The sequence below is a fragment of the Rossellomorea sp. RS05 genome (genome assembly GCF_039822645.1).
Lineage (GTDB): Bacteria > Bacillota > Bacilli > Bacillales > Bacillaceae_B > Rossellomorea > Rossellomorea marisflavi_B.
Window position 1 is genome coordinate 1,012,471 of sequence record NZ_JBDKWY010000001.1, and the last position, 23,987, is coordinate 1,036,457.

General features: G+C 48.8%; 26 protein-coding genes, 1 riboswitch and 1 other annotated feature (1 of these 28 running past the window's edge). Of the genes, 7 read left to right on the plus strand and 19 right to left on the minus strand.

Annotation, left to right across the window (positions count from 1 at the left end):
• Positions 1-197: a binding site (T-box leader), on the minus strand (it extends 51 nt beyond the left edge of the window).
• Between the two features lie 78 nt (positions 198-275).
• The 5 genes from ABJ225_RS05220 to ku all read right to left on the minus strand — a co-directional run bounded on the left by ABJ225_RS05220 (position 276) and on the right by ku (position 5,304).
• Entirely contained in the window at positions 276-1,754 is a 1,479-nt protein-coding gene (locus ABJ225_RS05220; RefSeq protein WP_347318862.1) for an FAD-dependent oxidoreductase, read from the minus strand.
• A gap of 80 nt (positions 1,755-1,834) precedes the next feature.
• The gene (panF, locus tag ABJ225_RS05225; RefSeq protein WP_218246013.1) at positions 1,835-3,274 is read right to left on the minus strand and encodes a sodium/pantothenate symporter; all 1,440 of its coding nucleotides are present in this window, start codon (positions 3,272-3,274) and stop codon (positions 1,835-1,837) included.
• Complete coding sequence (locus ABJ225_RS05230) at positions 3,267-3,539, minus strand: YhdT family protein (RefSeq protein ID WP_218246014.1); 273 nt, start codon at positions 3,537-3,539, stop codon at positions 3,267-3,269. The genes panF and ABJ225_RS05230 overlap by 8 nt, the downstream gene beginning before the upstream one ends.
• A gap of 245 nt (positions 3,540-3,784) precedes the next feature.
• Complete coding sequence (locus ABJ225_RS05235; protein WP_218246015.1) at positions 3,785-4,462, minus strand: phosphatase PAP2 family protein; 678 nt, start codon at positions 4,460-4,462, stop codon at positions 3,785-3,787.
• Between the two features lie 14 nt (positions 4,463-4,476).
• Entirely contained in the window at positions 4,477-5,304 is an 828-nt protein-coding gene (gene ku, locus ABJ225_RS05240; RefSeq protein ID WP_218246016.1) for a non-homologous end joining protein Ku, read from the minus strand.
• Between the two features lie 161 nt (positions 5,305-5,465).
• Here ku and ligD point away from each other — a divergent pair, with 161 nt between their 5' ends.
• Positions 5,466-7,283 (plus strand): DNA ligase D, encoded by a 1,818-nt coding sequence (gene ligD, locus ABJ225_RS05245; protein WP_218246319.1) that lies wholly within the window; start codon positions 5,466-5,468, stop codon positions 7,281-7,283.
• 54 nt (positions 7,284-7,337) lie between these two features.
• Here the strand turns inward: ligD and dapF are convergent, their stop codons facing one another.
• On the minus strand, positions 7,338-8,327 hold the full coding sequence (gene dapF, locus ABJ225_RS05250) for a diaminopimelate epimerase (RefSeq protein WP_347318866.1): 990 nt from the start codon (positions 8,325-8,327) through the stop codon (positions 7,338-7,340).
• A gap of 111 nt (positions 8,328-8,438) precedes the next feature.
• Here dapF and ABJ225_RS05255 point away from each other — a divergent pair, with 111 nt between their 5' ends.
• Complete coding sequence (locus ABJ225_RS05255; RefSeq protein WP_053426851.1) at positions 8,439-8,735, plus strand: hypothetical protein; 297 nt, start codon at positions 8,439-8,441, stop codon at positions 8,733-8,735.
• 60 nt (positions 8,736-8,795) lie between these two features.
• Here ABJ225_RS05255 and ABJ225_RS05260 read toward each other — a convergent pair whose 3' ends face one another.
• From ABJ225_RS05260 to ABJ225_RS05310, 11 genes are all read right to left on the minus strand, one after another.
• The gene (locus ABJ225_RS05260) at positions 8,796-10,085 is read right to left on the minus strand and encodes an NCS2 family permease (protein ID WP_056536047.1); all 1,290 of its coding nucleotides are present in this window, start codon (positions 10,083-10,085) and stop codon (positions 8,796-8,798) included.
• Between the two features lie 103 nt (positions 10,086-10,188).
• On the minus strand, positions 10,189-10,662 hold the full coding sequence (gene ribH / locus ABJ225_RS05265; RefSeq protein WP_053426849.1) for a 6,7-dimethyl-8-ribityllumazine synthase: 474 nt from the start codon (positions 10,660-10,662) through the stop codon (positions 10,189-10,191).
• Positions 10,663-10,685: 23 nt separating this feature from the next.
• Positions 10,686-11,879, minus strand: a complete 1,194-nt coding sequence (locus tag ABJ225_RS05270; protein WP_347318870.1) for a bifunctional 3,4-dihydroxy-2-butanone-4-phosphate synthase/GTP cyclohydrolase II — start codon at positions 11,877-11,879, stop codon at positions 10,686-10,688.
• A 16-nt stretch (positions 11,880-11,895) separates the two neighbouring features.
• A complete protein-coding gene (ribE, locus tag ABJ225_RS05275) occupies positions 11,896-12,549 on the minus strand; it encodes a riboflavin synthase (RefSeq protein WP_056536041.1) in 654 nt (217 codons plus the stop codon).
• Between the two features lie 2 nt (positions 12,550-12,551).
• Positions 12,552-13,649, minus strand: a complete 1,098-nt coding sequence (ribD, locus tag ABJ225_RS05280) for a bifunctional diaminohydroxyphosphoribosylaminopyrimidine deaminase/5-amino-6-(5-phosphoribosylamino)uracil reductase RibD (RefSeq protein ID WP_347318872.1) — start codon at positions 13,647-13,649, stop codon at positions 12,552-12,554.
• A gap of 122 nt (positions 13,650-13,771) precedes the next feature.
• A riboswitch (FMN riboswitch) is annotated at positions 13,772-13,915 on the minus strand.
• Between the two features lie 109 nt (positions 13,916-14,024).
• Positions 14,025-14,243, minus strand: a complete 219-nt coding sequence (locus ABJ225_RS05285) for a hypothetical protein (protein WP_056536038.1) — start codon at positions 14,241-14,243, stop codon at positions 14,025-14,027.
• A gap of 73 nt (positions 14,244-14,316) precedes the next feature.
• Positions 14,317-15,009 (minus strand): hypothetical protein, encoded by a 693-nt coding sequence (locus tag ABJ225_RS05290; RefSeq protein ID WP_347318874.1) that lies wholly within the window; start codon positions 15,007-15,009, stop codon positions 14,317-14,319.
• 321 nt (positions 15,010-15,330) lie between these two features.
• Complete coding sequence (locus ABJ225_RS05295) at positions 15,331-16,179, minus strand: patatin-like phospholipase family protein (protein ID WP_218246023.1); 849 nt, start codon at positions 16,177-16,179, stop codon at positions 15,331-15,333.
• 12 nt (positions 16,180-16,191) lie between these two features.
• Positions 16,192-16,593, minus strand: a complete 402-nt coding sequence (locus tag ABJ225_RS05300; RefSeq protein WP_218246024.1) for an NUDIX hydrolase — start codon at positions 16,591-16,593, stop codon at positions 16,192-16,194.
• Entirely contained in the window at positions 16,577-17,575 is a 999-nt protein-coding gene (locus tag ABJ225_RS05305; RefSeq protein ID WP_286188228.1) for a helix-turn-helix transcriptional regulator, read from the minus strand. Before ABJ225_RS05305 ends, ABJ225_RS05300 begins: the two co-directional genes overlap by 17 nt.
• Before the next feature lie 133 nt (positions 17,576-17,708).
• Positions 17,709-18,044 carry a DUF4870 domain-containing protein gene (locus tag ABJ225_RS05310; protein WP_347318877.1) on the minus strand — a complete coding sequence of 112 codons (336 nt, stop codon included), beginning with the start codon at positions 18,042-18,044 and terminating at the stop codon, positions 17,709-17,711.
• Between the two features lie 163 nt (positions 18,045-18,207).
• On the opposite strand from ABJ225_RS05310, the gene ABJ225_RS05315 reads away from it, so the two are divergent.
• The 5 genes from ABJ225_RS05315 to ABJ225_RS05335 all read left to right on the plus strand — a co-directional run bounded on the left by ABJ225_RS05315 (position 18,208) and on the right by ABJ225_RS05335 (position 22,345).
• On the plus strand, positions 18,208-18,987 hold the full coding sequence (locus tag ABJ225_RS05315; protein ID WP_079516749.1) for an undecaprenyl-diphosphate phosphatase: 780 nt from the start codon (positions 18,208-18,210) through the stop codon (positions 18,985-18,987).
• A 13-nt stretch (positions 18,988-19,000) separates the two neighbouring features.
• On the plus strand, positions 19,001-19,600 hold the full coding sequence (uptA, locus tag ABJ225_RS05320) for an undecaprenyl phosphate transporter UptA (protein ID WP_056536023.1): 600 nt from the start codon (positions 19,001-19,003) through the stop codon (positions 19,598-19,600).
• A 63-nt stretch (positions 19,601-19,663) separates the two neighbouring features.
• Entirely contained in the window at positions 19,664-20,791 is a 1,128-nt protein-coding gene (locus tag ABJ225_RS05325) for an amidohydrolase (protein ID WP_053426840.1), read from the plus strand.
• 378 nt (positions 20,792-21,169) lie between these two features.
• Positions 21,170-21,721, plus strand: coding sequence for a GNAT family N-acetyltransferase (locus tag ABJ225_RS05330; RefSeq protein ID WP_056536020.1), 552 nt, complete (start codon positions 21,170-21,172; stop codon positions 21,719-21,721).
• A gap of 105 nt (positions 21,722-21,826) precedes the next feature.
• Positions 21,827-22,345 (plus strand): hypothetical protein, encoded by a 519-nt coding sequence (locus tag ABJ225_RS05335; RefSeq protein WP_347318880.1) that lies wholly within the window; start codon positions 21,827-21,829, stop codon positions 22,343-22,345.
• A 260-nt stretch (positions 22,346-22,605) separates the two neighbouring features.
• On the opposite strand, the gene ABJ225_RS05340 is transcribed toward ABJ225_RS05335, so the two are convergent.
• Entirely contained in the window at positions 22,606-22,764 is a 159-nt protein-coding gene (locus tag ABJ225_RS05340) for a DUF2639 domain-containing protein (RefSeq protein WP_218246027.1), read from the minus strand.
• A gap of 59 nt (positions 22,765-22,823) precedes the next feature.
• Positions 22,824-23,894 carry an undecaprenyldiphospho-muramoylpentapeptide beta-N-acetylglucosaminyltransferase gene (locus ABJ225_RS05345; protein WP_053426837.1) on the minus strand — a complete coding sequence of 357 codons (1,071 nt, stop codon included), beginning with the start codon at positions 23,892-23,894 and terminating at the stop codon, positions 22,824-22,826.
• Positions 23,895-23,987 lie beyond the last annotated feature (93 nt).

Consider the following 23,987-nt stretch of genomic DNA (forward strand, 5'->3'; position numbering starts at 1 on the left):
CGCTTGACCGCATCGAAGCTCATGCTTGAATGCGTGTACCGGATAACGATCGGACATTCGCCAGAGCCTACCTCGGTCACCCGTTTCGGTCTGGGGGCTCGGAAGTCCATTCCCATCGTTCACCACGCTAGTTCACACCAACCACTAGCTCTCTTGAGTGGATCATCGAAGGTACTCCTCTTCGTCACAGCCATTCGCTCATTTGATTGATTATCATGTTATGCTCTTTGGTTTTAAAAGTCAACCATTTTTTTCGAATTTTTTGTCAAAAACTTTCACGGAAGCTTCAGACCTGTAATGGAACGGCATACATGATACGCACTCACTGACACACCGATTGTACCCGCTCCCGGGAAAACCGAATCCCCACACACCCATAATCCGTCTAGGGGGGTACGGTGGGAAATGCTGTGGAAGAGGGCGTTTTCCGTCGTCTGCGGATATCCCCCGACCATCCCGTCGGGTCGACCCGTGAATCGTTCCCATGCACGCGGGGCGCCGGGATATTGATCCACGATGGATTCGCTGAAACCTGAAAACGTCCCTTCGATGACCGAAAGCATCTTTTCATGCAGCTCCTGCTTATACGCATCGTACTTTTCTTTCGTCTCCCATCTAGACAGATCCGTGTGGGTCGAGACGGTCAAGGTTCTGAACCCGGATGGGGAGCGGAGGTGATCTCCCCGTTTTGAAAGGGATAAAAAGAGATGCTCCCCTTCGCTCATACTATTTCCTGTACAAATCTGCTGAAACAGGGTCATGCCGTCAGGAATCTTAGCTTCATCCAGGACAAAGTAGACCGTCATCGTGCCCCATGAGGTTAAATTCCTTTTGGGGTTCAAGATTCGCTTAATCGTGTTCCCGCTTTCTTCATCCAGCAATGGCGGAAGCGCTTCGATTGGCGCTGAAAAGATGATGTGGCTACCTTCATATCGGTTTCCTCGATGGTCTTCTACCTGCCAGCGATCTTGTTCTTTACTGATTTTCTCCACTTTTCTCCCGCGTTTCAGGAGAGCTCCCGACATTTCAGCTGATTTAGCCAGTTCTTCTGCCATCCGGTACAGGCCCCCATCGACGTAGAAAGCACCTTGATGATACATATCAAGGGCGAGGCATCCAAGAAGGAATGAGCATTCTTCAGAAGTTGTCTGCATACTATCGATCAGTTGACCATCAATAAATGTCTGAAAATCCCCATGCCGGTGCAGACCGAATGATGCCAGAACCCCACCCATTGTCCGATTGATGTAGGGAAGGAGAGCCAATGTACCGGGTTGAAGGCTCTTGACCAGGATTGCCCACTCCCAAGGAGTCTTTGGAGGAAGGGCCGGCAGGGGATCCATCAGCTGCCTGATCCGCGATGCGATTTTATACACAAGTGCATAAAATCGTTCCAGATCAGAGGCACACCGGGGAAACTGGTTTTTGAGTCGGGCTACATGTTTATCCCTGTCACGGTGGAAGACGAGTTTCCGGCCATGCAGGTGCACATTCATCACCTCATCAAGAAGATGGGACTCAGGTGGATCCACCTGTAAATAGTTGAAGATCCTCTGATGAATCCCTTCCTCCTCTAAACCCATACCCAGGGTGGCACCGACCGGAAAAAGGTGCTTGCCCCGCTGGAACTTCCCGGCGCACCCTCCCCATTCCCTTGAGCCTTCAAGCAGGGTGACGGCTTCACCTTTCTTGCTCAGGAGGGCAGCGGCCGTAAGTCCGCTGACCCCTCCACCCACGATGATGATCTCCTTCATGCTCCCACCTCTTCTCGCCTGATCGGCTACATTATCTTCACTCTACCCCACTTTCCGCCACCTATACAAAGAAGGATGGGCTAAGCCCATCCTTCTTTGTATTGATCTTTCGTAACCAGGGAAACGATGATGTATACCACCAGCGAAATCAGGATCGGAAATACCACGGTATTCACATCCATGAAGTTCGGAATGAAATGATAAAAAAGAACGTACGAGACCAGTCCCGTAACCATAGATGCAAGGGCCCCTTTTCCGTTCCCCCTTCTCCAATAGAGTCCAAGAACGATAGGCCAGATGAAAACAGCCTCCAATCCACCAAAGGAAAACAGATTCAACCAGATAATCAGGTCAGGTGGACTCAGAGAAAGGAAAAAGACGAGGACCCCCGTCAGGGCCGTCACCCATAAACTGACTCTTTTGATCTGCTTCTCTTGTGCATCCCTGTTGATGAAATTCATGTACACATCCTTCACGAGGGCAGACGAAACCATCAACAACAGGGCATCGACCGTGGACATGATGGCTGCCATCGGTGCCGCAAGGACAATGCCTGATACCCAAGGCGGCAGGACTTCAAGTGTCAGGGTCGGCATCACTTTATCTGCATCTTCAATTCCCGGCAGGACAGATCTCCCCAGCACTCCTGAAAGATGCATCCCTAGCATGACGATTCCCACAACGATCGTCCCGATGATGAGGGCACGATGCATGCTTCTCGAATCCTTGTATCCCATGGCCCTGACAGCGACTTGCGGTAGGCCTACGACTCCGACCCCCACGAGGATCCAGAAGGACGAAATGTAGGCAGAGCTGAACTGACGATCGGGTCCGTAGGGCGTCACGAGACCAGGGTCGATTCGTTTCAAATCGTTCATGATCGATTCCATGCCTCCACCTGCATGAACGACGGCAATCAACAGGATCAAGGTGCCGGCCATCATGACGAGCCCTTGAATCGCATCGGTCACGGCAACGGCCCTGAAGCCTCCGACAATCACATACACAAGCACCGAAACGGCAAAGAAGACAAGTGCGGTACGGTAAGACAGTCCCGTCAGAGATTCAATCAGACGCGCACCTCCAACCCATTGAGCAATCATCGCCGAAAACAGGAACACGATGATGCTGATGGAGGCAAAAATGGTGATCGACTTACTTCCGTAGCGGCCCTGAAGATAATCAATAAGAGTGACGGCATTGTATTTCCTGGACATGATGGCAAATTTCTTCCCGAGCACCAAAAGGACAAAATACCCCGTCACGACCTGGCTCATGGCGAGCAGCACCCACGAGAGACCATATGTATAGGCAGCACCGGGTCCGCCGATGAATGTACTGGCACTCCCGTAAGTGGCCATCATCGACATGGCTAAAATGAAGCCTCCCATTTGGCGGCTTCCGAGAAAATATTCCTGAACAAAAGATTCGGCCTTGTTCACGCTTCTGGCCGTATACATCCCAACTGCAAAAATGATGATGAGGAATAGTATAAAGGGTATAAGAGCGATATTACTCACAATCTTCCTCCTCATCAAACGGTATATCCGTCAGCAAATATTTCACCACGAAGGCCACAAGCACTACCATCAGGATAAAACCGCCGATACAGCTGTATACGAACCAGGCAGGCATCCCGAAGATCCACGTATAATCGGAGACTGGCTGACCGCCAAGTCCGTAAGCGAATCCGTACCACCACAGGAAATTGATCAAGACCAGTGCAACCCCGATAAGGGCTTCCTGATTGGCAATGCGGAATCGTTTATCATCATGATGCTTCATGATCAATCCTCCTTAAACAACATCCTTATACAATTTACGACAGCTAGTCGATAAATGCAATCACATTGCCTTATAGCTAGTCGATAAATGCAATCACATTGCCTTATGCAGGCTCACCCACGAAAAGAAGAACAGGCCTATGCGGGACCTGTTCTTCCGGGGGGTATTCTCGTTTATCAGAGGTGGAACTCTTTAAATGAGAATGATTTTCAATATCATCATTATATGTCACCTTCGATAAGGTTTCAAGCTTTTTTTTCGTCTTTATTCCACCATTTGTAGCGCTTCGCCAAATAGCTGTAGGCCAGGATGCTCACGATGAGCCATGCCCCTCCGGCGGAATATCCTCCGACGATATCGCTTGGATAGTGGACGCCAAGATAGACCCTGCTCGTCCCGATCACCAGGATGAGACCGACTGCGATAACAATGGAGATCCATTTATAGAGATGACGGTCGAATGCCCGGTAGAGCATAAATGCAATTGCTCCGTAAAAGATGAATGAGCCCATTGAATGACCGCTCGGGAAGCTGTACCCCCCCTGCTCGACCAACACGTGGAAATCGGGACGATCCCGCTTGAACAGGGATTTCAGGAGCGAGTTGAAGGCCCCTCCGATTCCCACCGTGATCGCCATGAAGACAGCCAGCGGAACCTTCTTCAAGAAAAGAAGGATCACGATGCTTATGATGGTACCCATCGCAATCCCCATCACCCCGCCCAAAAAGGTGATGGACGTCATGATGGTCGTCAACTTGGGTGAAATGAATCCTTGTACAAAATCGATCACTGCCTTATCAAATGATTCGACTTCATTTTCCCTCAATTCATCAACGATGGAGATGAATCCCCATGTGAATAAGACGAGGAAGGCGACCCCAAGGATCAAGGCAGCCCACGTCTTTTTATCTCTTCCTTCCATGTTTCTCCCTCACTTCATGCTTTCGCTTTCTTTTTTGTCGTCTTTTTCTTTGGTTGTGATGTTGGCTGAGGCTTTGACGTATCGATGGATGCCTGAAGGGCAGCCATGAGATCCGTTACATTGTCCCGAGGAGCTCTTTCAGCCGGAGTGACGACTTCCTCACCTGTCTGCTTGCCTTCGATCAATGCCATTAACCGCTCCCGGTATTCATCTTTATAGTTCTCCGGGTTGAATTCCGCCGTCAACTGATCGATGAGCAGTGTCGCCGTTTCCAATTCTTTCGACGTAATATCATCCTCAGCTGGTACATTCGGGACATCGGATGAAGGTCGGACCTCATCCGGATAATGAATCGTTTCCATGACAAGGGTCTTATCATACACCCTGATGACACAGAGATGTTCCTTGGACCGCATGATGAATTTGGCAATGCCCACCTTTCCTGACTCGGATAAGGCCTTTCGAAGGAGTGAATAGGCTTTTTTCCCTCCATCTTCCGGAGATACATAATACGTACGGTCGTAAAAGATCGGATCGATCTCGTCCATCCGGATGAAATCCTGGATCGACACGGCACGCTCTTCGTTCCCTTCTTTCAGACCTCCCAGCTCCTCCTCCTCGAGTACAACAAATTTGCCTTTCGTCAGCTCGTAGCCTTTGACAATATCCCCTTGACCAACCGACTTGTCACATACCGGGCACACCTTCTCATATTTGATCGGTGTATGGCACTCTTTATGAAGAGAGCGGAGCTTGATGTCACGGTCTTCTGTTGCAGAATGAAGCTTGATGGGGATGTTCACGAGGCCGAAGCTGATCGATCCCTTCCAGATTGTATGCATTTCAATACCCTCCTAAAGTCAAACTAATCCTATTTTCATTAGCTTTCTCCCCTTCCATTCGTTCATCCCCCTGAACTATTGGAAATGAGTAAACAGGGCATACTACCGGGGACGTTTTAAACGAAAAGCCGAACAAGGAAGGATGATAGCTGATGAAGCCCATGCTGCCAACACTGACGACGGATCCACCCGAAGGGGATATATGGCTCTCCGAAGTGAAGTATGACGGGTTCCGGGGAATCCTCCAGATTGAAACACGAGATAGGATGAAGCTCATAAGCCGGAATGGGACCAACCTGTTGCCACAATTCCCTGAAATCGAAAAGTACATCAATGAACTGATCGAGGAAGGTAAGCTCCCGGTTCCCCTCATGCTCGACGGGGAAATCGTCCTTCTCCGAACGTCCCTGTCGTCTGAATTCAGAGCCCTCCAGGTGCGGGGACGAATGAAGAATCAAAGGAACATACACCGGGCACGTTCGATCAGACCTGCCGTTTTCCTGTGCTTCGACCTGCTTCGCTCCGGATCAAAAGAAACAAAGCATCTTCCCTACGAAAAGCGTAAGGAGATCCTTCTTGCGTTATTCTGTCGGGCAGGTCTTCCCACATCCCCTTCCCCCCACCATCGGGAACTCCTGCAAATGATTCCATGTACGCGCGATCACCACTTGCTTTTAAAAGAAGTGTACGATCAGGAGGGTGAGGGCCTTGTATTCAAAAAGAAGTACGGAACCTGGGAAGAAGGAGTCCGAAGCACCAATTGGCTCAAGGTGAAAAACTGGAAAACCTGTTCTTGCTTCATCACAGGTTGGGAATCCCGCAACGATTATTTTTATGTAGGCGTTTATAGAGGGGACGAGATCATCTCCCTTGGAGCCTTCCACTTCGGTTTGAGCCCTGGGGAAAAGAGGTCCCTCAAACAGATTATCCAGGAGAATCATACCGGTAAAGACGGCACATTCTTTTCCATCTCGCCTTCCATCACCGTAGAACTTCATTATCTTGAACGATACGATGATGGGCTACGCGAGCCGCATTTCAGTCGGTTCCTCTTTTCTGAAGCACCGGAAACCTGTTCCGAGGAGCGCTTCAGGGTCGATGAACTGAGTCTTCCGGGGAGCGTATCCGTCACCCATCCTGAAAAACCGATTTTCGAAGGCATATCAAAGCTTGAATACCTGCATTATTTGCGAAAGGTATCAGGCGCCATCCTTCCATTTATACATGGACGAGCCATCACCTGCATCCGTTATCCCCACGGCATCTTCGGGGAATCTTTTTACCAAAAGAACACGCCAGAACATGCCCCTGATTTTGTGGAAACGGTCAGGGAGGATTCCATTGATTATACTCTATGCCATACGATTGATACGTTGATGTGGCTTGGGAATCAACTGGCCCTTGAGCTCCACGTTCCCTTTCAGCTCCAGGGAAGGGAGGATGTGTTCGAAGTCGCTTTCGATCTTGACCCGCCTGATTGCTCGGCATTCCCCCTTGCCGTCAAGGCTGCCCTGATCCTGAAAGATATTCTTGATCGCCTCCACCTGCGGAGCTTCGTCAAAACTTCAGGGAACAAAGGACTCCAGCTCCATATCCCCATCCCAAGGGGATATACATGGGATGATACCCGGCTCTTCACCGAATTCATCGCCCGCTACCTCGTTTCAACCCACCCTGAAGAGTTCACGGTGGAACGATTGAAAAAAGAACGAAAAGGACGACTTTATATCGACTATGTCCAACATGGACCAGGCAAGACACTTGTAGCCCCCTACTCGGTAAGGGGTAATAATGAAGGTCTCGTTTCAACCCCGCTCCTTTGGGAGGAAGTGGATCTTGACCTTGACCCTTCCCGTTTCACGATGGAAGCCGTCGTGAATCGCTTCAGGGAGATCGGCTGTCCGTTTTTCGACTATTACAAGGCAGGAGAACAACAACCTTTCAAAGAAGTGGTGACCTTTTTACAATCAAATGGATGATCCAAAAAAACCGGCAGCCGCTCATGTTTCGAACGGATGCCGGCTTTTATCTGTTTACAGGAAAACCTTTTCTTTCACAAGTGACGCCGCATGCTCCTCCAACTGACGATACGCAACATGCTCATCAAGCTCCTTCTTCGCTTCCCAAACATAGCGGTCCGGGAACGCAGGATCCCACTGTATGGTCGCTTCGTACATATATGTAGCATTTCCGATCAGCTCCATGAAATACGAGCCATCGGTGCGTTCATTGACGACGACCTTTACTTTTCCACCGGGATTATATACGTCCACCGCAACTCCTTTCTCGTTATATCCGAGAAGGCATGTAACGAAGGTGGAAGCCGACATCGCCGTGCCGCATGCATTGGTGAATCCAACTCCTCGCTCATAGGTTCTGACAAAGATTGCCCCCTTATCCATGATGGTCACATAGCTCACATTCACTCCATCCGGACAGATCGGATTCGATCCGTTTAGATATTCCGATATGTCCTTTTGTTCATCTCTTGAGAGCACATCCCGGTCGACCACGGCAATCAAATGGGGGTTTGGGACGGCCAGTGCAGTAAAAGCTCTTTCAGTCGGTAGACCTTCCACTTTTTCGTCAATCAGCTTCTCCCCGTGCCCATTCATCGGAAGGGACGATAAATCAAAAAGGACCGGGGAAATCTCGACATTGTACGTAGGGATCCCATCATAAAGGTCTTCCTCTTTCGATATGTGGAGATCTGCTTTTAACGTTTCCACCATGATGTCGTCCTTCTCGATCTTTTCACACACATAACGTCCGACACAGCGCAGGCCATTGCCACACATCGATGCTTCAGATCCATCGGAATTGAAGACTCTCATCATGGCATCACATCTGTCGCTTTCAAGGACAAATAAGATCCCATCCGCTCCCGGGCCTGTTTCCCGGTTGCAGAGGGTGAGGGTCAACGCCCTTCGATCCTCATCGGTAAAATCGTAAGCCTTTCCGACTTCATCCAACAATAGAAAATCATTTCCGGATCCATGGCACTTCGTTACGTCAATTTTCACTCTTTTCCGCCTCCAGTTGTGCAATCCATAAAATCATAATAGTACTAGATTGCCATAAACGTGCCCGATGTGCAATCATAGATAAAAGCCGATCTGATAGGAGGAATGGGCATGAAGGAGGAGTACAGCTTCCGCTTTCAGGTGCAAAAAGTGGACGAGGCGCTTGATGGGAACGAATCCAGGCACGTCCATGTGTTGGCAAAGGTATTCAATCAAGAAAAAGAGCTGGTCCATGAAGGCCGGTACCGTGTGAAGTTCAACGACATCGGAGTTTTCCCTTTCCCTGCCGATATCGCCGGCCAGGTTCAGACAAAATCCCTCCAAAGACTCCTCATGGTAGAGCTGAAACGGTATATCAAACCTCAAAGAAGATTCCTGACTCCTGGAGAGTATAAACCGGTTTGGTAACTGGTTAGCCTGTTCAAAAAAAAACAAGCACGTGCGATAGACGCACGTGCTTGTTTTTTCCTAATGAATTGCATGGACGATGAAATTCAGGAGGAACAATACCGCAATGATATATAGCGTCAAAGACACTTCCTTTGCCTTACCCGTTGCCACCTTCAGGATCGGATAAAGAACGAATCCGAATGCAATCCCGTCAGCAATGCTGTAGGTGAATGGGATCATGACGATGATGAAGATCGCAGGAAGGGCTTCCGTCAGATCGCCCAGGTCCATATGTCGGATATTCTGGATCATCACGCCTCCGATCACGATGAGGATCGGCGCTATCGCATGATCGGGAATCCACTTCAGGTAAGGAATGAACAAAACCGAAGCAAGGAACAGGACGCCAGTGGTGAATGAGGTCATCCCCGTGCGCCCTCCGGCGGTCATGGCAGCAGCGCTTTCCACCGTAGAAACGGTGGGGCTTGTGCCGAAGATACCGGACGTCAACGCTGAGAATGCATTGGCCTGAAACGCTCTAGGATACTTATGCTCCTGCCCGATCATGGCCGTATGTCCGCTAACAAGCCCAATATTCTCGAATACGAGGACCATCGTCATGGAAAACACGGCAATCCAAAACGGGATATCCACGATCGCTTTGAACGAAATCTGTCCGAAGACATCACCATACTCACTCCAATGGAATGTAGAGGATGCCGTAGACGGCTCGATTCCCAGCACCAGTCCAAGAATGGTTCCGAAAGCGATGCTCCAAAGGAATTGACCCTTCACATTCCGGATGAAAAGGAACAGCGTGAGAAGTAATGTGAGGATGGTTGCAATAACCTTCCAATCACTGAAGTCCCCGATCGTGATGATCGAGCTCTCACCCCTCTGGATGATCCCGCCCTTTTCAAGGCCGATGAACATAAGGAACATTCCGAGGCCGACCGTAATGGCCTCTTTCAGCACCTGGGGTATGGCCCGCGACAGTACGCCCGAAAGACGCGTAAACGCAATGACCATGAAAAGGATCCCTGATATCAGGACCACACCGAGTGCTTCCTGCCAGCTGAGGCCAGAGGATTTCACAAGCGTGAACGTAAACATCGCATTGATTCCCATGCCTGGTACAAGAAGGATAGGAGCATTCGCCCAGAACGCCATGACGAGACAACCGACGAATGACGCCAGGATCGTCGCCAATACGGCTCCTTCAAATGGTATACCAGCTTCAGAAAGAATCAGGGCGTTAACGGCGATGATGTACACGATGGTGAAATAGCCAACCGACCCTGCAAGCATTTCCTGTTTCAGCGAAGTGCCATGCGCTTTAAACTTAAACACATGTTCAAATGCTTTCATACAATCTTCCTATAAAACTGCCCTCTCCCTACCCGCGTCACCCGGAATACTCCGGGGAGCCACAAGACTTAATTTTAGCAGATAAAGAGTGCCTTGCCAATAGTCATCCTTGTTCGATGGAACGGATCAGGTTCGCCATTTCGATTGCTGAAACAGCCGCTTCCCAGCCTTTATTCCCTGCTTTCGTTCCAGCACGCTCGATGGCCTGCTCGATCGTATCGGTTGTCAATACTCCGAAGATAACAGGGATTTCCTCCTGCATCCCGAGATTTGCAACGCCTTTTGCCACTTCCCCGCTCACATATTCGAAGTGCGGTGTCGCACCACGGATAACCGTACCAAGGGTGATGACGGCATCATAGTTTCCTGTACGGGCAAGTTTCTTTGCGATCATTGGAATTTCAAATGCTCCCGGCACCCATGTGACTGAAACGTCCGCCTCTTCGACACCATGGCGTTTGAGCGCATCCTCTGCACCCCCCAGGAGTTTGGATGTGATGAATTCGTTGAAACGCGAAACGACGATGGCTACTTTCAGGCCTGTACCTACAAGATTTCCTTCAAAAGTTTTTGTCATGATGTTTACCTCCATTGGTATGATTAGAATTTTAATAAGTGCCCTAGCTTAGCTTGTTTTGTTTTTAGATATTTTTCATTCGCTTCCTTGAAGGGGAGCTGAATCGCAACCCGCTCGGAAATGGTGAGACCATAGCCTTTGATCCCCGCGATTTTCCTGGGATTATTGGTCAGCAATTTCATTTTCTTCACCCCGAGATCCCTCAGGATCTGGGCACCGATTCCATATTCCCTCAGATCGGCATCGAAGCCGAGCTTATGATTCGCTTCCACGGTGTCATAGCCTTCTTCCTGCAGCTTATAGGCTTTCAGCTTATTGATCAGTCCGATTCCGCGTCCTTCCTGTCTCATGTACAACAGGATCCCTTTCCCTTCATGTTCGATTTGGGTCAGTGCCGTTGCCAGCTGGGGACCACAGTCACAGCGGTTGGACCCGAATACATCTCCTGTGAGGCATTCCGAGTGAACCCTGACAAGGATTTCCTCTTCTTCGGTCCATTCCCCTTTTATGAGGGCGACATGCTCTTTACCCGTGAGGACTTCTGTATACCCGATCGCCTTGAAATCACCGAAATCAGTCGGCAGATTGATTTCCACCTCACGATTGATCAGCTTGTCCTCTTTCCTTCGGAACCGGATGAGCTCTTCGATCGTGATGAAGGAAAGTCCCCACTTTTCAGCCAGGATCTTCAGGTCGGGAACCCTTGCCATACTGCCGTCCTCGTTCATGATTTCACAGATCACCCCTGCGGGTGTCGAGCCTGCCAAGCGGGCGAGATCGACGGCTGCTTCCGTATGTCCCGCCCTCTTCAACACACCGCCTGGTTTTGATACAAGTGGGAACACATGCCCCGGGCGCTTAAAATCCTCCGGTTTCGAGAGAGGATTCACTAATTCCTTGATGGTGTGGGCGCGTTCGAATGCGCTGATCCCAGTCTTGGCGGAAGCATGATCCACGCTGATCGTGAACGCTGTCCCGTGGTGATCCGTATTGGTTGACGTCATCTGATTCAAATGAAGTCGACCGGCAATCTCCTCATCTACCGGCGTGCATATCAACCCCCGCCCTTCCCTGGCCATGAAATTGATGACCTCCGGCGTGACACCTTCAGCAAGGGCGATGAAATCCCCTTCATTTTCCCGATTCTCATCATCGATGACGATGACGGGTTTACCTTCGCGGAGATCGCGGATGGCTTCTTCGATTGTGTTGAACATCCTATTCCCTCCCTGGTTAGTCAGCGAAGCCATGATCCGATAGGAAGTCATAGCTCAAGCTTTTCTTAGCTGTTGTTTCAGTTTTCTTTGTGAAGAACCGGTGAATATACTTGGCCATCATGTCACATTCGATGTTGACCTCGTCACCGATCTTCTTGGATCCGAGGACCGTATCTTCCTTCGTTTGCGGAATAAGCGAGACCGTGATGGAATCGTCTGTGATGCCGAATACGGTCAGAGACGTACCGTCGATGGCGACTGATCCCTTCTGGACAAAAAACACAGAAAGTTCAGAAGGAATGTTGATGGTGACGTAGAGTGCATTCTCCAATTCCTGGAGACTTTTGATCGTACCCACTGCGTCCACGTGTCCGTTGACGAAATGGCCGCCGAACCTGCCTCCTGCCGCCATAGCGCGCTCAAGATTGACCTTTGTTCCCGTTTTGAGATTTCTGAGGGACGTCCCTTTGAAGGTCTCCGGCATCACATCTGCAGTAAACTCATCCTTTGAAAATGTAGTGACCGTCAGGCATACTCCGTTCACCGATATACTATCTCCGATTGCCACATCACCCAGGACCTTTCCTGCAGCAAGCTTCAGCTCCATGGAAGAGGCGGATGAGCGGACTCCTTTGACACTGCCTATTTCTTCAATGATTCCTGTGAACATGCTCAATCTTCCTTCCTTTCCTGGGGTACCGCGGTAATCTTCATATCTTTCCCGATTGTTTCAACGCTTTTGATTTCCACGGGGAGACCTTCGGCTATGGATGGGAACCCATCTCCGCCGAAGCTTGGGAACGAGTCCCGTCCTCCGAGTAGTTTCGGGGCCATATAAAGGATGAGCTCCTGGAAGGCCTCCTCCTGAAGGAAGCTTCCGTGAATGCTGCTGCCACCCTCTACATAAACCGATACAAACGATTTTTTACCAAGTTCAGCAACAAGTTCTTTCATGGTAATGGTTGGGCCTGATAGGGAGAGTATTTCACATCCCTCCTGAATGTATGCCTGTTTACGGGCCTGAGGCACCTCGCATCCTGTGATGAGGATGGTCGGGCTTTGACGATCTTGAATGATATGGGAATGAATCGGGGTACGCAGGTGCGTATCCACGATAAGTCGAATGGGGTTTTTTCCACCTTGGGGCAAACGGGTGGTCAGGTGCGGATTATCTTGAATGATGGTGTTGACTCCAACTAATATCGCGTCATGCCGGTGACGATCATAGTGGACGTCCAGTCTTGATTGTTCTGTTGTGATCCATTTACTGTCTCCGGACGAAGAAGCAGTCCTGCCGTCCAATGTCACGGCAGACTTCAGTGTCACATATGGTGTGCCTGTCCGGATGAAGTGGAAAAAATGCTTATTGAGCTCAAGGGCTTCAGATTCTCCCATGCCGAGGAAGACATCGATACCCGCTTGCTTCAGCAGCTCGATTCCCTTCCCTCCTACAAGGGGATTGGGATCCTGACAAGCAATGAAGACGCGCTTGATCCCGCTCTCGATGATCAGGTTTGCACACGGAGGCGTACGTCCGTGATGGGAACAAGGCTCCAGGGTCACGTAAATATCTGCCCCTTCGGCTTTATCACCCGCCTCCCGGATTGCATGGACCTCTGCATGGGGTCCGCCCGCCTTGAGATGAGCTCCGGTTCCAACCATGCGGCCATCTTTGACAACCACTGCTCCCACGACGGGGTTTGGTGAAGTCTGGCCTTGAGCGGACCTTGCCAGCTGAAGGGCAAGCTTCATGTATTCATTTGGTTCCAATTTGATCTTTCACCTCCTGATTCATTCATAAAAAAACCCCAAGAACGAAGTCTTGGGGGAAGTTTGGCATGACGAAATAAAGCATCTATCCTGATTGTTTAAAAATCAGAGATACATACTTGCCGTTCCTTCTCCCATCCAGACTTTCACTGTCGGCTTTGGAGTTTCACCAAATCCACCGTCTAATAACCATTAGCCGGGTCACGGACTGAGAGCATACGCTCATCACCGCCGGTAGGGAATTCCACCCTGCCCCGAAGGAAACCTATTCGATTATGTACTGATTATCGCCTCAATCCAAATTGATTGTCAAGCTTTGAGTTTTTTGCCTATCCTGCAAAGTATCATTCGAACTAGAAACAGGTACCGCCCCACTCATGCGCCATATTTCCTATCCCGGATCATCTCGGCCGAAAGGATGTTCTCACGCCTGAACATCCTGAGTGCCCGCTTTGTATAACAGTAGGCTCGAACATGTGTGGGGGTTATGGCCTCAATGGTTATGATCCTCTCGCTCAGCCGCGATTGACGATCGATATAGATGATTTTCAATGGTGTCCCTTCTTCGATTGCCTTCCTCATCAAGTAGTCCATAAGCCCACTCCATTCTGCCTAGTATGAACCGATTATATACGAACGTACGTTCTTTTTCAAGTATATGATCCTTTCAAGGAGTAATATAAAACTCCAGATCGAGATGCCAAAGAAAGGAAAATAACCAGTCCAATTCATCTGAGTAGGATTCAAATAGCGTAATCAAGGTGTGGTGGGCATCGAAAATGGAATGGAGGTGCCCCGGGAGAATCCCATTTTGGATGGCAAATATATTTACGCCATTGTAGTTTAATATCCACTTCTCGGCACCCTTATAAATCAGGATTTTATCATTTTCCAGGCTCCTCCACTCAAGGGCGGTCCGGCTGGCATATTTTAAAATGAACCGTTTTTCAACGGGGTGATCCATGTTCAGGACCCGCTTCCCCTTTAAAATAGAAATGGGATCTTTATTCTCCCTGAAAAAGGCATATTCTTTTCTTGAGGTGAGCGGCTGCTGCCGGTGAACGGCATACTTCACCCACCCGTTGGTTTTCACGTAAAAATACCCTTCCTTCGTCGATACTCCGATCAGGGTGCTGCTTGATACCGGCAGCTCGCGGAACCAGATCCGGTACGCTTTCCGAAGCTCCCTGTTCATACTGAGCGAAAGATACAGATTGGAACAGGCCGGTATGAAAATCAAAAGGGGAAAATAGAAAAGGTCATGTATGACAAGGAGCATACCGACACCCACAAGGAAGTACATCGTTCCCCTGAAAAGGAGGGTATACTGCTCGTTCTTGTAGATTTGATAGAGATTCATTTAAGCCCGTCCTTTCAAGCAGGAATCTCTACTATGCTATGAACCATCCCTCATATACAGAACAGGAAAGAACTTGGGACAAAACAAATAGGGACCATTTGAGGACGAACACAATCCGTATAGGTTCTTATTGCCACTCATGATGTTGCTCCCCTTGTAGCCCGTAAGCCTTAGGAGTCTCACATCCGCTACTCTTCCCGCTGGAATCTTCATTGCACTCCAGAACCGCTAAAAGCAGTTGAATTTAAATGGCCAATTAACAAAAAACCGAACTCAATTGCATTTAGGCAAATGAATTCGGATTTTCTATTAATAAGCTTCTTATGTCCATGATAAGATCCGGTTCAGCTGTGATTCTGCGTCTCGATACCCCTGTTGGTAAAGAGCATCCAGTTTAGCAGGATTTTTCTCAATCCTACTTACTTGGAGGGGTTCTTGGGGCTGGATGATGATGACTTCCCCCCTACGCTCTTTTTCCTCGAGTTCAGCCATCGTTTGGTTGTAATGGAGATACCGGTTTTTCAGCGCATTGTACAATTGGGGATACTGCGGATATTTTCGCTTCACGAAATAGGAGAACCGTGACGGCTTTTTCATATATCCGCGGTTCCTCGTCAAAATCACCACATTCTTCTTATATCCATCCCTTTCAGCCTGATGGAAAGGCACTGGATCGCTGATGCCGCCATCAAGCAGTTCGTGACCAAAAAAATTCACAATGGGGGCAACAAACGGGAGGGAACTGGATGCCCTGATCGCTGTGAGGAGCTCCTCCCCATAGTCGCTTCTTCGGAAATACTGGGGTTTACCTGTTTCACAGTTGGTCGTCCCGATAACGAATTCACTCTCATTTGAGGCGAACGCATCGAAATCGAACGGCACGATCCTTCGGGGGATTTCCTCGAAAACATAGTCCATCCCGAAAAGCTCTCCGTTCTTCCAGTAATTTCTCCAGGACAAATAGCGGGGGTCACGGATGAAATCGACATTGACCTTGCGATTTCTGCCTTTTTGTCTCGATAGGTACGATGCCGCGTTGCATGCCCCGGCCGATACCCCGATCACATAAGGAAAGTCCACTCCCTGCTCAAGGAAGTATTCAAGGGCACCTGCGGTATAGATCCCCCGCATGCCCCCACCTTCTAATACAAGTCCTCCGTTGATCTTCATGATGTTTCCTCCTTACCGATTCACTAAAAACGATTTCACTTGTTTGGGGTACAGGGTCGTAGACACCGCTTCGTCAAGCGACATCCAGACGGGCCTATAGCTCCCTCTTAGATCTCCTGTAAACTCGTCCCCTCTCCCTGTTCCGAACGTCCCTTCATATTTTCCCACAAGAAAATAATGATGGACACCTTTTTGCTCGAACATCATACATGGCTGTAAGGATGAAACCGTTATCCCAAGCTCCTCATGTGCTTCCCTACATGCAGCTTCCATCGGGGTTTCATCAGGTTCGATCCCGCCGCCGGGGATAACATAGTAGATTCGGCCATCCTTTATGCGTTCAATCAGGGCGATGCAGCCCTCCTCGATCAAGAGTACCCCTGCCCGGTCCCTCGGCTCACGAGTCATGGTCATATAGACGGTGAAGGTTTTCCACCTCTTCTTTCACGGTGTCCTGAAGGGTGTCCGGTAACAGGACCATCACCTTGGAGCCAAAGCCAAGGATCCAGTTCACCAGGCCGTCACTTATCCTGGCTTTGGTTGTAAGGATGAAATGGTCTTCCCCGTCCCTCGTCGTCGAAATATCCTTGCCGAACTTATCGATGATCACATTGATCAAATTGTTGCGGCAGCGGATCTTGATCCATTCTTCATCCCCTGCAAACATATGGAAGGTCGACTGGGTATAACTTGAAACATCGAACGATTCATACGGAAAGGTTTCATCCGTCTCCATCACGTTCTGAAGCCTGTCGACCCGGTAATGACGGATTTCTCCAGCTTCAAAATAATAAGCAATCAAATAGTAAAAATCATTCGCCCATGCGAGGGCGTAAGGTTTCACGCGGTAGACCCGCCCTTCATGGCTAAGCTGGAATTTCTTATCCACATCGTACCGCCCATACTGGAAGGTGATGACCCTCCTTTGTTCGATGGCTTCATGGATTTTATGTATCGCAAGGCGAATATAGGGATTCTCGCTTTTGATTGACGAATCGATCTGAATTTCATTTTGAAGCTTCTTCCCCTGATGGACGCTTGTCAGTCGGCGGATTTTCCCTGTCAGCTGGCGGGTTTCTTTTTTCGAAATGAATTTCGCCGATACGACCGCATCGATGAGCATGCGAAGCTCGTACAGTTCGAAGAGGCGATACTGATGGCTGTAATACTTCGGCATCCCTTCTTTTTCCTGATTCACGGTGATATCAAACCCGTTCTTGATCAGATGCTCCATGTCATCTTTGAGTGAATGTTTATTCAACTTCACGTCGGGACCATATTGCTGCTTGAAGCGAAGGATAAGGTCATCCAGGGTCTTCTCCTTTTCTTCATCTGTCTCTTCGCTAAGGATCTGCCTCAATTGAAGCAGCCGATCTTTGTTATCCAGTCTTGTCAATGCTTTCCTCCTGTTCCCCGGTTGTGCCGGCTGGAGCATGTTTTCTCCTAGTGGATTCTATAAAGTTATCAATCTCAGGGTAAATTTGTCAATGTATAAAGAAAAAAGCCCCTGCAAAACAGGGACTTTTGACTTATTTGATGAAGCGGATGACAGTCGGGATCCGGTATGTTTCCCCTCCGTATGATTTAACGGCTGCCAAGATGGTTAAGATGAACGCCAAGATTCCTACCACCGGAAGAAGGACAAATCCGATGAGGATGAGCATCAACAGACTTGCTACGATACTGTAAATCGTATAAGAGATAAGGAAGTTGAGGTATTCCTTACCGTGGAAATCCACGAATTCCGAGTCCTCCCTCTTCATCAGCCAGATGAGCAAGGGGCCGATGAAGGTTGTGAAGAAGCTTGTCAAATAGATGAGCATGGCCATCAATTTTTCGTCACTGGTGGGCATAGGTCTTTCCATATGTTACATTCCTCCATAAAAAAATAATAAGTTCCTATATATGTACGCATGAATCAATCAAAAGTTTCACAGATTCGAAAACTTTCATAGATTAGACTCTTTTTGAATATAAGTGAAGTGAATGGGTTTGTCCATACCATTGGAAAAGAAAGGCGGTCTTGTGTTGAGTAAATTAGAAGCATTCATTCTCGGGATCATCCAGGGGTTGACAGAATTCCTGCCCATTTCGAGCACGGGTCATCTTTATCTCGGGAGGCTCGCCTTCGGCCTGGAGGAAGCCGGGCTATTTCTCGATACAATGCTCCATATCGGCACGCTCATCGCCGTCCTTGTGGTGTATCAAAAAGAGCTTCTCCACATGATCAGGCATCCATTTTCAAAATTATCATTGATCCTCGTAATCGGCACTATACCGGCTGTCATCATCGGACTGTTGTTCAAGGATTTTTTTGACAGTATCTCCAAAAATGGTGTCACCATCGGGTGGGAATTCCTTGCGACAGGCTTCATCATGTATTTCGCTGACAATGTAAAAGGCGGGTACAAGAAACTGCAGGACCTCACCTATACCGATGCCCTGGTGATCGGGAGCTTTCAGGCTGCCGCCATCTTTCCGGCCCTGAGCCGTTCGGGGCTAACCATAGCTGCGGGGCTCATCAGGAAGCTGGACCGGGAGACTGCCGCTTATTTTTCTTTCCTCCTCTCTACTCCGGCAATACTCGGGGGCATCGTCCTTCAAGGGAAAGACCTCTTCAGTGGACACGTCGAAGCCATCAGCTTCACAAGTCTCCTCATCGGAACATTGAGTGCCGGGCTCTTCGGGTACTTCGCCATCGTCGGGATGATCAATTTTCTCAAGAAACGGTCATTGAAGGTTTTCTCTTACTATGTTTGGGCTTTGGGTATCGCTATATTAATTCTGCAGTTTACAGGAGTCCTTTAGGAGGTGGATGACCATGGATACGGATTGGATCCTTCAGCTCTTATCCACGCTTGGTGACTGGGGGTATATCGGGGTGGCGGGGGCCCTCATGGTGGAAGTGATCCCAAGCGAGCTTGTGCTCGGCTATGCAGGCTACCTTGTTCATGAAGGACAGATCAGTCTTGTGGGGGCCATGCTGAGCGGGATGATCGGAGGGACCCTAGCTCAGGTATTCTTATACTGGCTCGGCCGCTATGGCGGTCGCCCGTTTTTTGATCGATATGGAAAATTCCTTCTCATGCCACCCAAGCATATCGAGGCCGCGGAGAAATGGTTTGAAAAACACGGTACCTTTGTCGTTTTCACTGCCAGGTTCATACCTGTTGTCCGGCATGCCATCAGTATACCGGCTGGGATGTCGAGGATGTCCCTCTCTTCTTTCTGTTTGTATACCTTTGCCGCCATGTTTCCTTGGACGCTCCTGTTCCTGCTTGTCGGCATGCAGCTCGGTACACACTGGCAGCACATCGAAGTGATTGGCGTACGGTACATCAAACCGTTGGCCGCGATTGCCATCGGCGGCATATCGCTCTATGTATTGTTTACTTTCTTGCGGAGCAGGAAGAGAAGATGACTTCTATTATCAGGCAGGATTGATTACAATAGAATTATTACCTGATAAGGAAGGGACGACCTTATGAATCGATTACTCTTAACCAATGCAACCATTTATCCCATCTCAAGCCCTCCGATTCAAAATGGCTCTGTGCTGATCGAGGACGGAATTATCAGGCAGGTGTATGCACGTGCCTTCGAAGCCACCGATATCCCTTGGATTGACTGCGGAGGGCGTCATCTTCTCCCCGGCCTTATCGATGCCCATACCCATCTGGGATTATACGATGAAGGAACCGGTTGGGCGGGGAATGATGCGAACGAAACCATCGAACCCATGACTCCCCACGTCCGGGCATTCGACGGTGTCTATCCTCTTGACCCCGGGTTTACGGACGCATTGAAATACGGGGTGACAACGGTGAATGTGATGCCTGGGAGCGCCAATGTCATCGGGGGCACCACCTCTGTCATTAAAACGTTCGGTTCGAACATCAGCTCCATGATCGTCAGGAAGACGTCGGGGCTCAAGCTTGCACTGGGAGAGAATCCAAAACGGATCCACAGTAACGGGAACAATGATTCCATCACGCGAATGGGCATCATGGGGATGCTCAGGGAAGCCTTCTTCACGGCTAAATATTGTGATCAGCCTGATGACCTAAGAGTCGCTCCCCTGGTTGCTGCACTGAAACGGGAGATACCGGTCCGCATCCATGCCCACAGGGCAGACGACATCCTATCTGCCATCCGGTTCGCCGACGAGTTCAACCTAGACCTTCGGATCGAACATTGTACGGAAGGGCATCTCATTGCACACGAACTTCAGGGACGCAACCTCAAAGTTTCTGTCGGTCCGACATTTACAAGGCGCTCCAAAGTCGAACTGAAAAATAAAAGCTGGATGACCTATCAAAAATTGACAGAAGCAGGCGTTGAAGTGTCGATCACAACCGACCACCCCTACACCCCGATTCAATACTTGAATATGTGCGCGGCCATTGCCGTGAGGGAAGGTCTTGATGAAGGGAAGGCACTTGAGGGGATCACCCTCACCCCAGCCCGGAACCTTGGCGTATCGGATCGTGTGGGCAGCATCGAGGCCGGGAAAGATGCTGACCTCGTACTCTGGACCCACCATCCATTCCATTTCATGGCGAAACCCGTGCTCACACTGGTGAACGGACGGACGGCTTTCAGCAACCTTTAGAAAAGGGACCGGAGACGTCTTGATACAAGCGCCTCCAGCCCTTGCGAGGCATGAGATGGACCGGTTTTCGCACTTGGCATTTCAACGTTTACAATCTTTAAAAAATAAATACAAAAAAACAGCATTTACCCTATTCCCTTTTTGTCGATTATCTTATATGATACAGAAAGGATATAGAATATTTCCTATTACATTGTTCTGAACACGCGATCTATTTATAGATAGGGCGATTGTAATGGAGGGAAGGCAAAAGGTGCGCCACCAGTTTCTTGACTGGTCTTAGTGGGTTCGATTCCCACCCCGAAATTTTTTAGTTACCATTTAAAAATTTCGAGGGTGGATCGTTCACAACGGGACTGCCCTCAAGGAGGGTCTACTATGATCAAGAGACGGGACCTTAATGAGTGTCATGAACTATTCGACCTCATGGTGCATCCGGATGTCTTCCCTTTTGTGCGTCAAAAAGCACATTCATACGAAGAACTATTATTCTTGACGAAACAAACCATTGAAGCAGAAGAACGCGGCGAACTCATCTCCCGCACCATCACCGATGAATGGGGTAGTCCAATCGGGACCATCAATCTTTACGACATCCAGGAAGGGGCCGGTTTCCTCGGGACATGGCTCGGAAAGCCCTACCACGGGAAAGGCTATAATCAGCCCGCTAAGGATGCCTTCTTCCACGAACTTTTCTATGAGCTCGGGATGGAAACGATCTTCATGAGAATCCGTAAAGTGAATGCACGTTCAAGAAAAGCGGCGGAAAAACTGCCGTATGTCATCAATGCAAACGAAACCAGGGCATCCCTATACGCTCAGCTCAATGCGGCTGAAGATGTTTATGACTTATACGAAATCCCAAAAGATCTCTATACGCTTTACCTTTACCAGCAGGAGCAGGCTGAAGAAGAGGCGTTGGAGGCTTAACCAAAGACACCGGCATGCCGGTGTCTATTTTTGTATCATTATTCTGTACATAATTCCCCCCTAATCAGGCAAACTGTCAGTAAAATCTTAAGGAGGAGCATTCCCATGATTCTTCGCCTACTACTAGTGATCCTGTCGTGGATCAGCCTGATCTTTATACGGCGGTCGGATATTCTTCGTTTTTCACCCGCAGCCATCTTGGTGTCATTCATATTGACTGTTGTTTCCTTCATCAACCCTGTACTTAAACTGTGGAAGGTAAAAGGAAATAAAAAGGCGCAGGTGTTGGCCGATCTTTCTTTCATTATCGGTCCATTTTTCGCAGCGACCATTTGGGTGTTCAAGCTGTCATTTCATTCCTTTCCCCTATTCTTATGCCTGAACGGAGCGGTGAATTACTTTTTTGCCTACCCAATGACAGCATTCTTTCAGAAACAAGGACTATACAAACTTCTGCATCTGAATAAGCATGCCTTATATGGCGTGAGCATTCTGTACGCCATCATCATCTATCTGTATCAGCACGGTGTCGAAAACTTATTCCAAAGGTTGCAAGACATCCGACCAAAAAAATTTTCAAGCGTTTCAAACGATGTCCTCTCCGAAAAGATCACCAAGGGATAAAGCCAATCTCATGAAGACCAAGATCCTTATAAGTCATTAAATCGCTCATGATTTACTTTTCTGTGGGTAGTCCGTCAGCCCCTCGGAATTCCGGGAGGTCCCACCTAAGCTAATCTACCACACAGGAGTCTCCGTCTTGCACTCCATTCAAACACTATAAACACTGATATAGTCAGGATTGAAAATAAAAAAAACCCGAACCATATGCCTGTACCTAGGCAAATGAATTCGGGTTTTACCAGAACTAAAACACGTGTGTCTCAGCCTTTTTGTTCGTTCTTATTCGTCTTTTCAAAATAAAGATTGCGGATGACGAAGGTTTTATAGCTTTCAAGCTTTCGTTTATCTACCGGATGGTGATAGATCCCCATTTTCTTTAGTTCCTGGAGATACCAGCCTTTCGAATAATGATACGCCATGCCTCTCTTCCTTTCAACCGTTTGTACAGTTTATGTACATCGGCGGGTGAAAAGACGCATCATTTACTCATGGTGGATAATTCTTCATACATGTCCTGGATGGTATATGCCTTATCAGCGTTTTCCATGGCAGAAACGTACTCATCCCGTTTGCTTTCAAGCTCCTTCACATGCTGGAGGAACGTTTCCGCGGTTACTTCTTCTTCTTCAAGCTTCAGGGCGTAGCCATGCTTGACGAAGGAATTGGCATTGAGGATCTGGTCCCCCCTGCTCGCTTCACGGGACAGGGGAATCAGGAGCATCGGTTTTTTAAGGGCCAGAAACTCAAAGATGGAATTGGATCCTGCCCTCGAAATGACAAAGTCCGTCATGGCGAGATAATGAGGCAGATCACCTTTGATGAACTCGTACTGCTTGTATCCCGGTTGTTCCATATGGGGTTCCACATTGCCTTTCCCACATATATGGACAATCTGGAAATGATTCAACAGATCGCCGAGGTTGCTTCTTACGGCTTCATTGATCTTTCTTGCCCCGAGGCTTCCCCCCATGATCATGAGGACGGGCTTTAGATTGTGGTATCCGGTCAGGCGACGACCTTCTTTTTCATCACCGGTGAAAAGTTCTTCGCGGATGATGGCACCTGCACAAATCGATTTCTCGGCAGGCAGGACATTCACAGTTTCCGGGAATGTGGTAAAAATCTTCGTCGCAAATGGGACGGCCAGTTTATTCGCAAGGCCCGGCGTCACATCTGACTCGTGGATTGCAACCGGCACCTTGGCGATTTTGGCTGCCATCACTACCGGCACAGACACGAATCCTCCTTTTGAAAAGATGATATCCGGCTTGGTTTTGCGAATGATGGAAAGAGCCTCGAGGACTCCTTTCATCACTCGGAACGGGTCGGAAAAATTCTTCCACGAAAAGTAGCGTCGCAGCTTCCCGCTTGAGATTTCTTTATAGGGAATATGAGGGAATTGATCTGTGATGATCTCTTTTTCAATTCCGTCCTTGGATCCGATATAAGTGATCGCCCAGCCTTCTTTTTCAAAGTGGGGAATGAGCGCTGTATTGACGGTGACATGACCGGCAGAACCCCCGCCTGTAAATAAAATTCGCTTACTCATAGTGATAGACTCCTAACTGTTACTCGATAATGGTGGATGCTCCATTTGGCATCATCATTATACACTTTACCAAAAATACGGCCGGGATAGAAC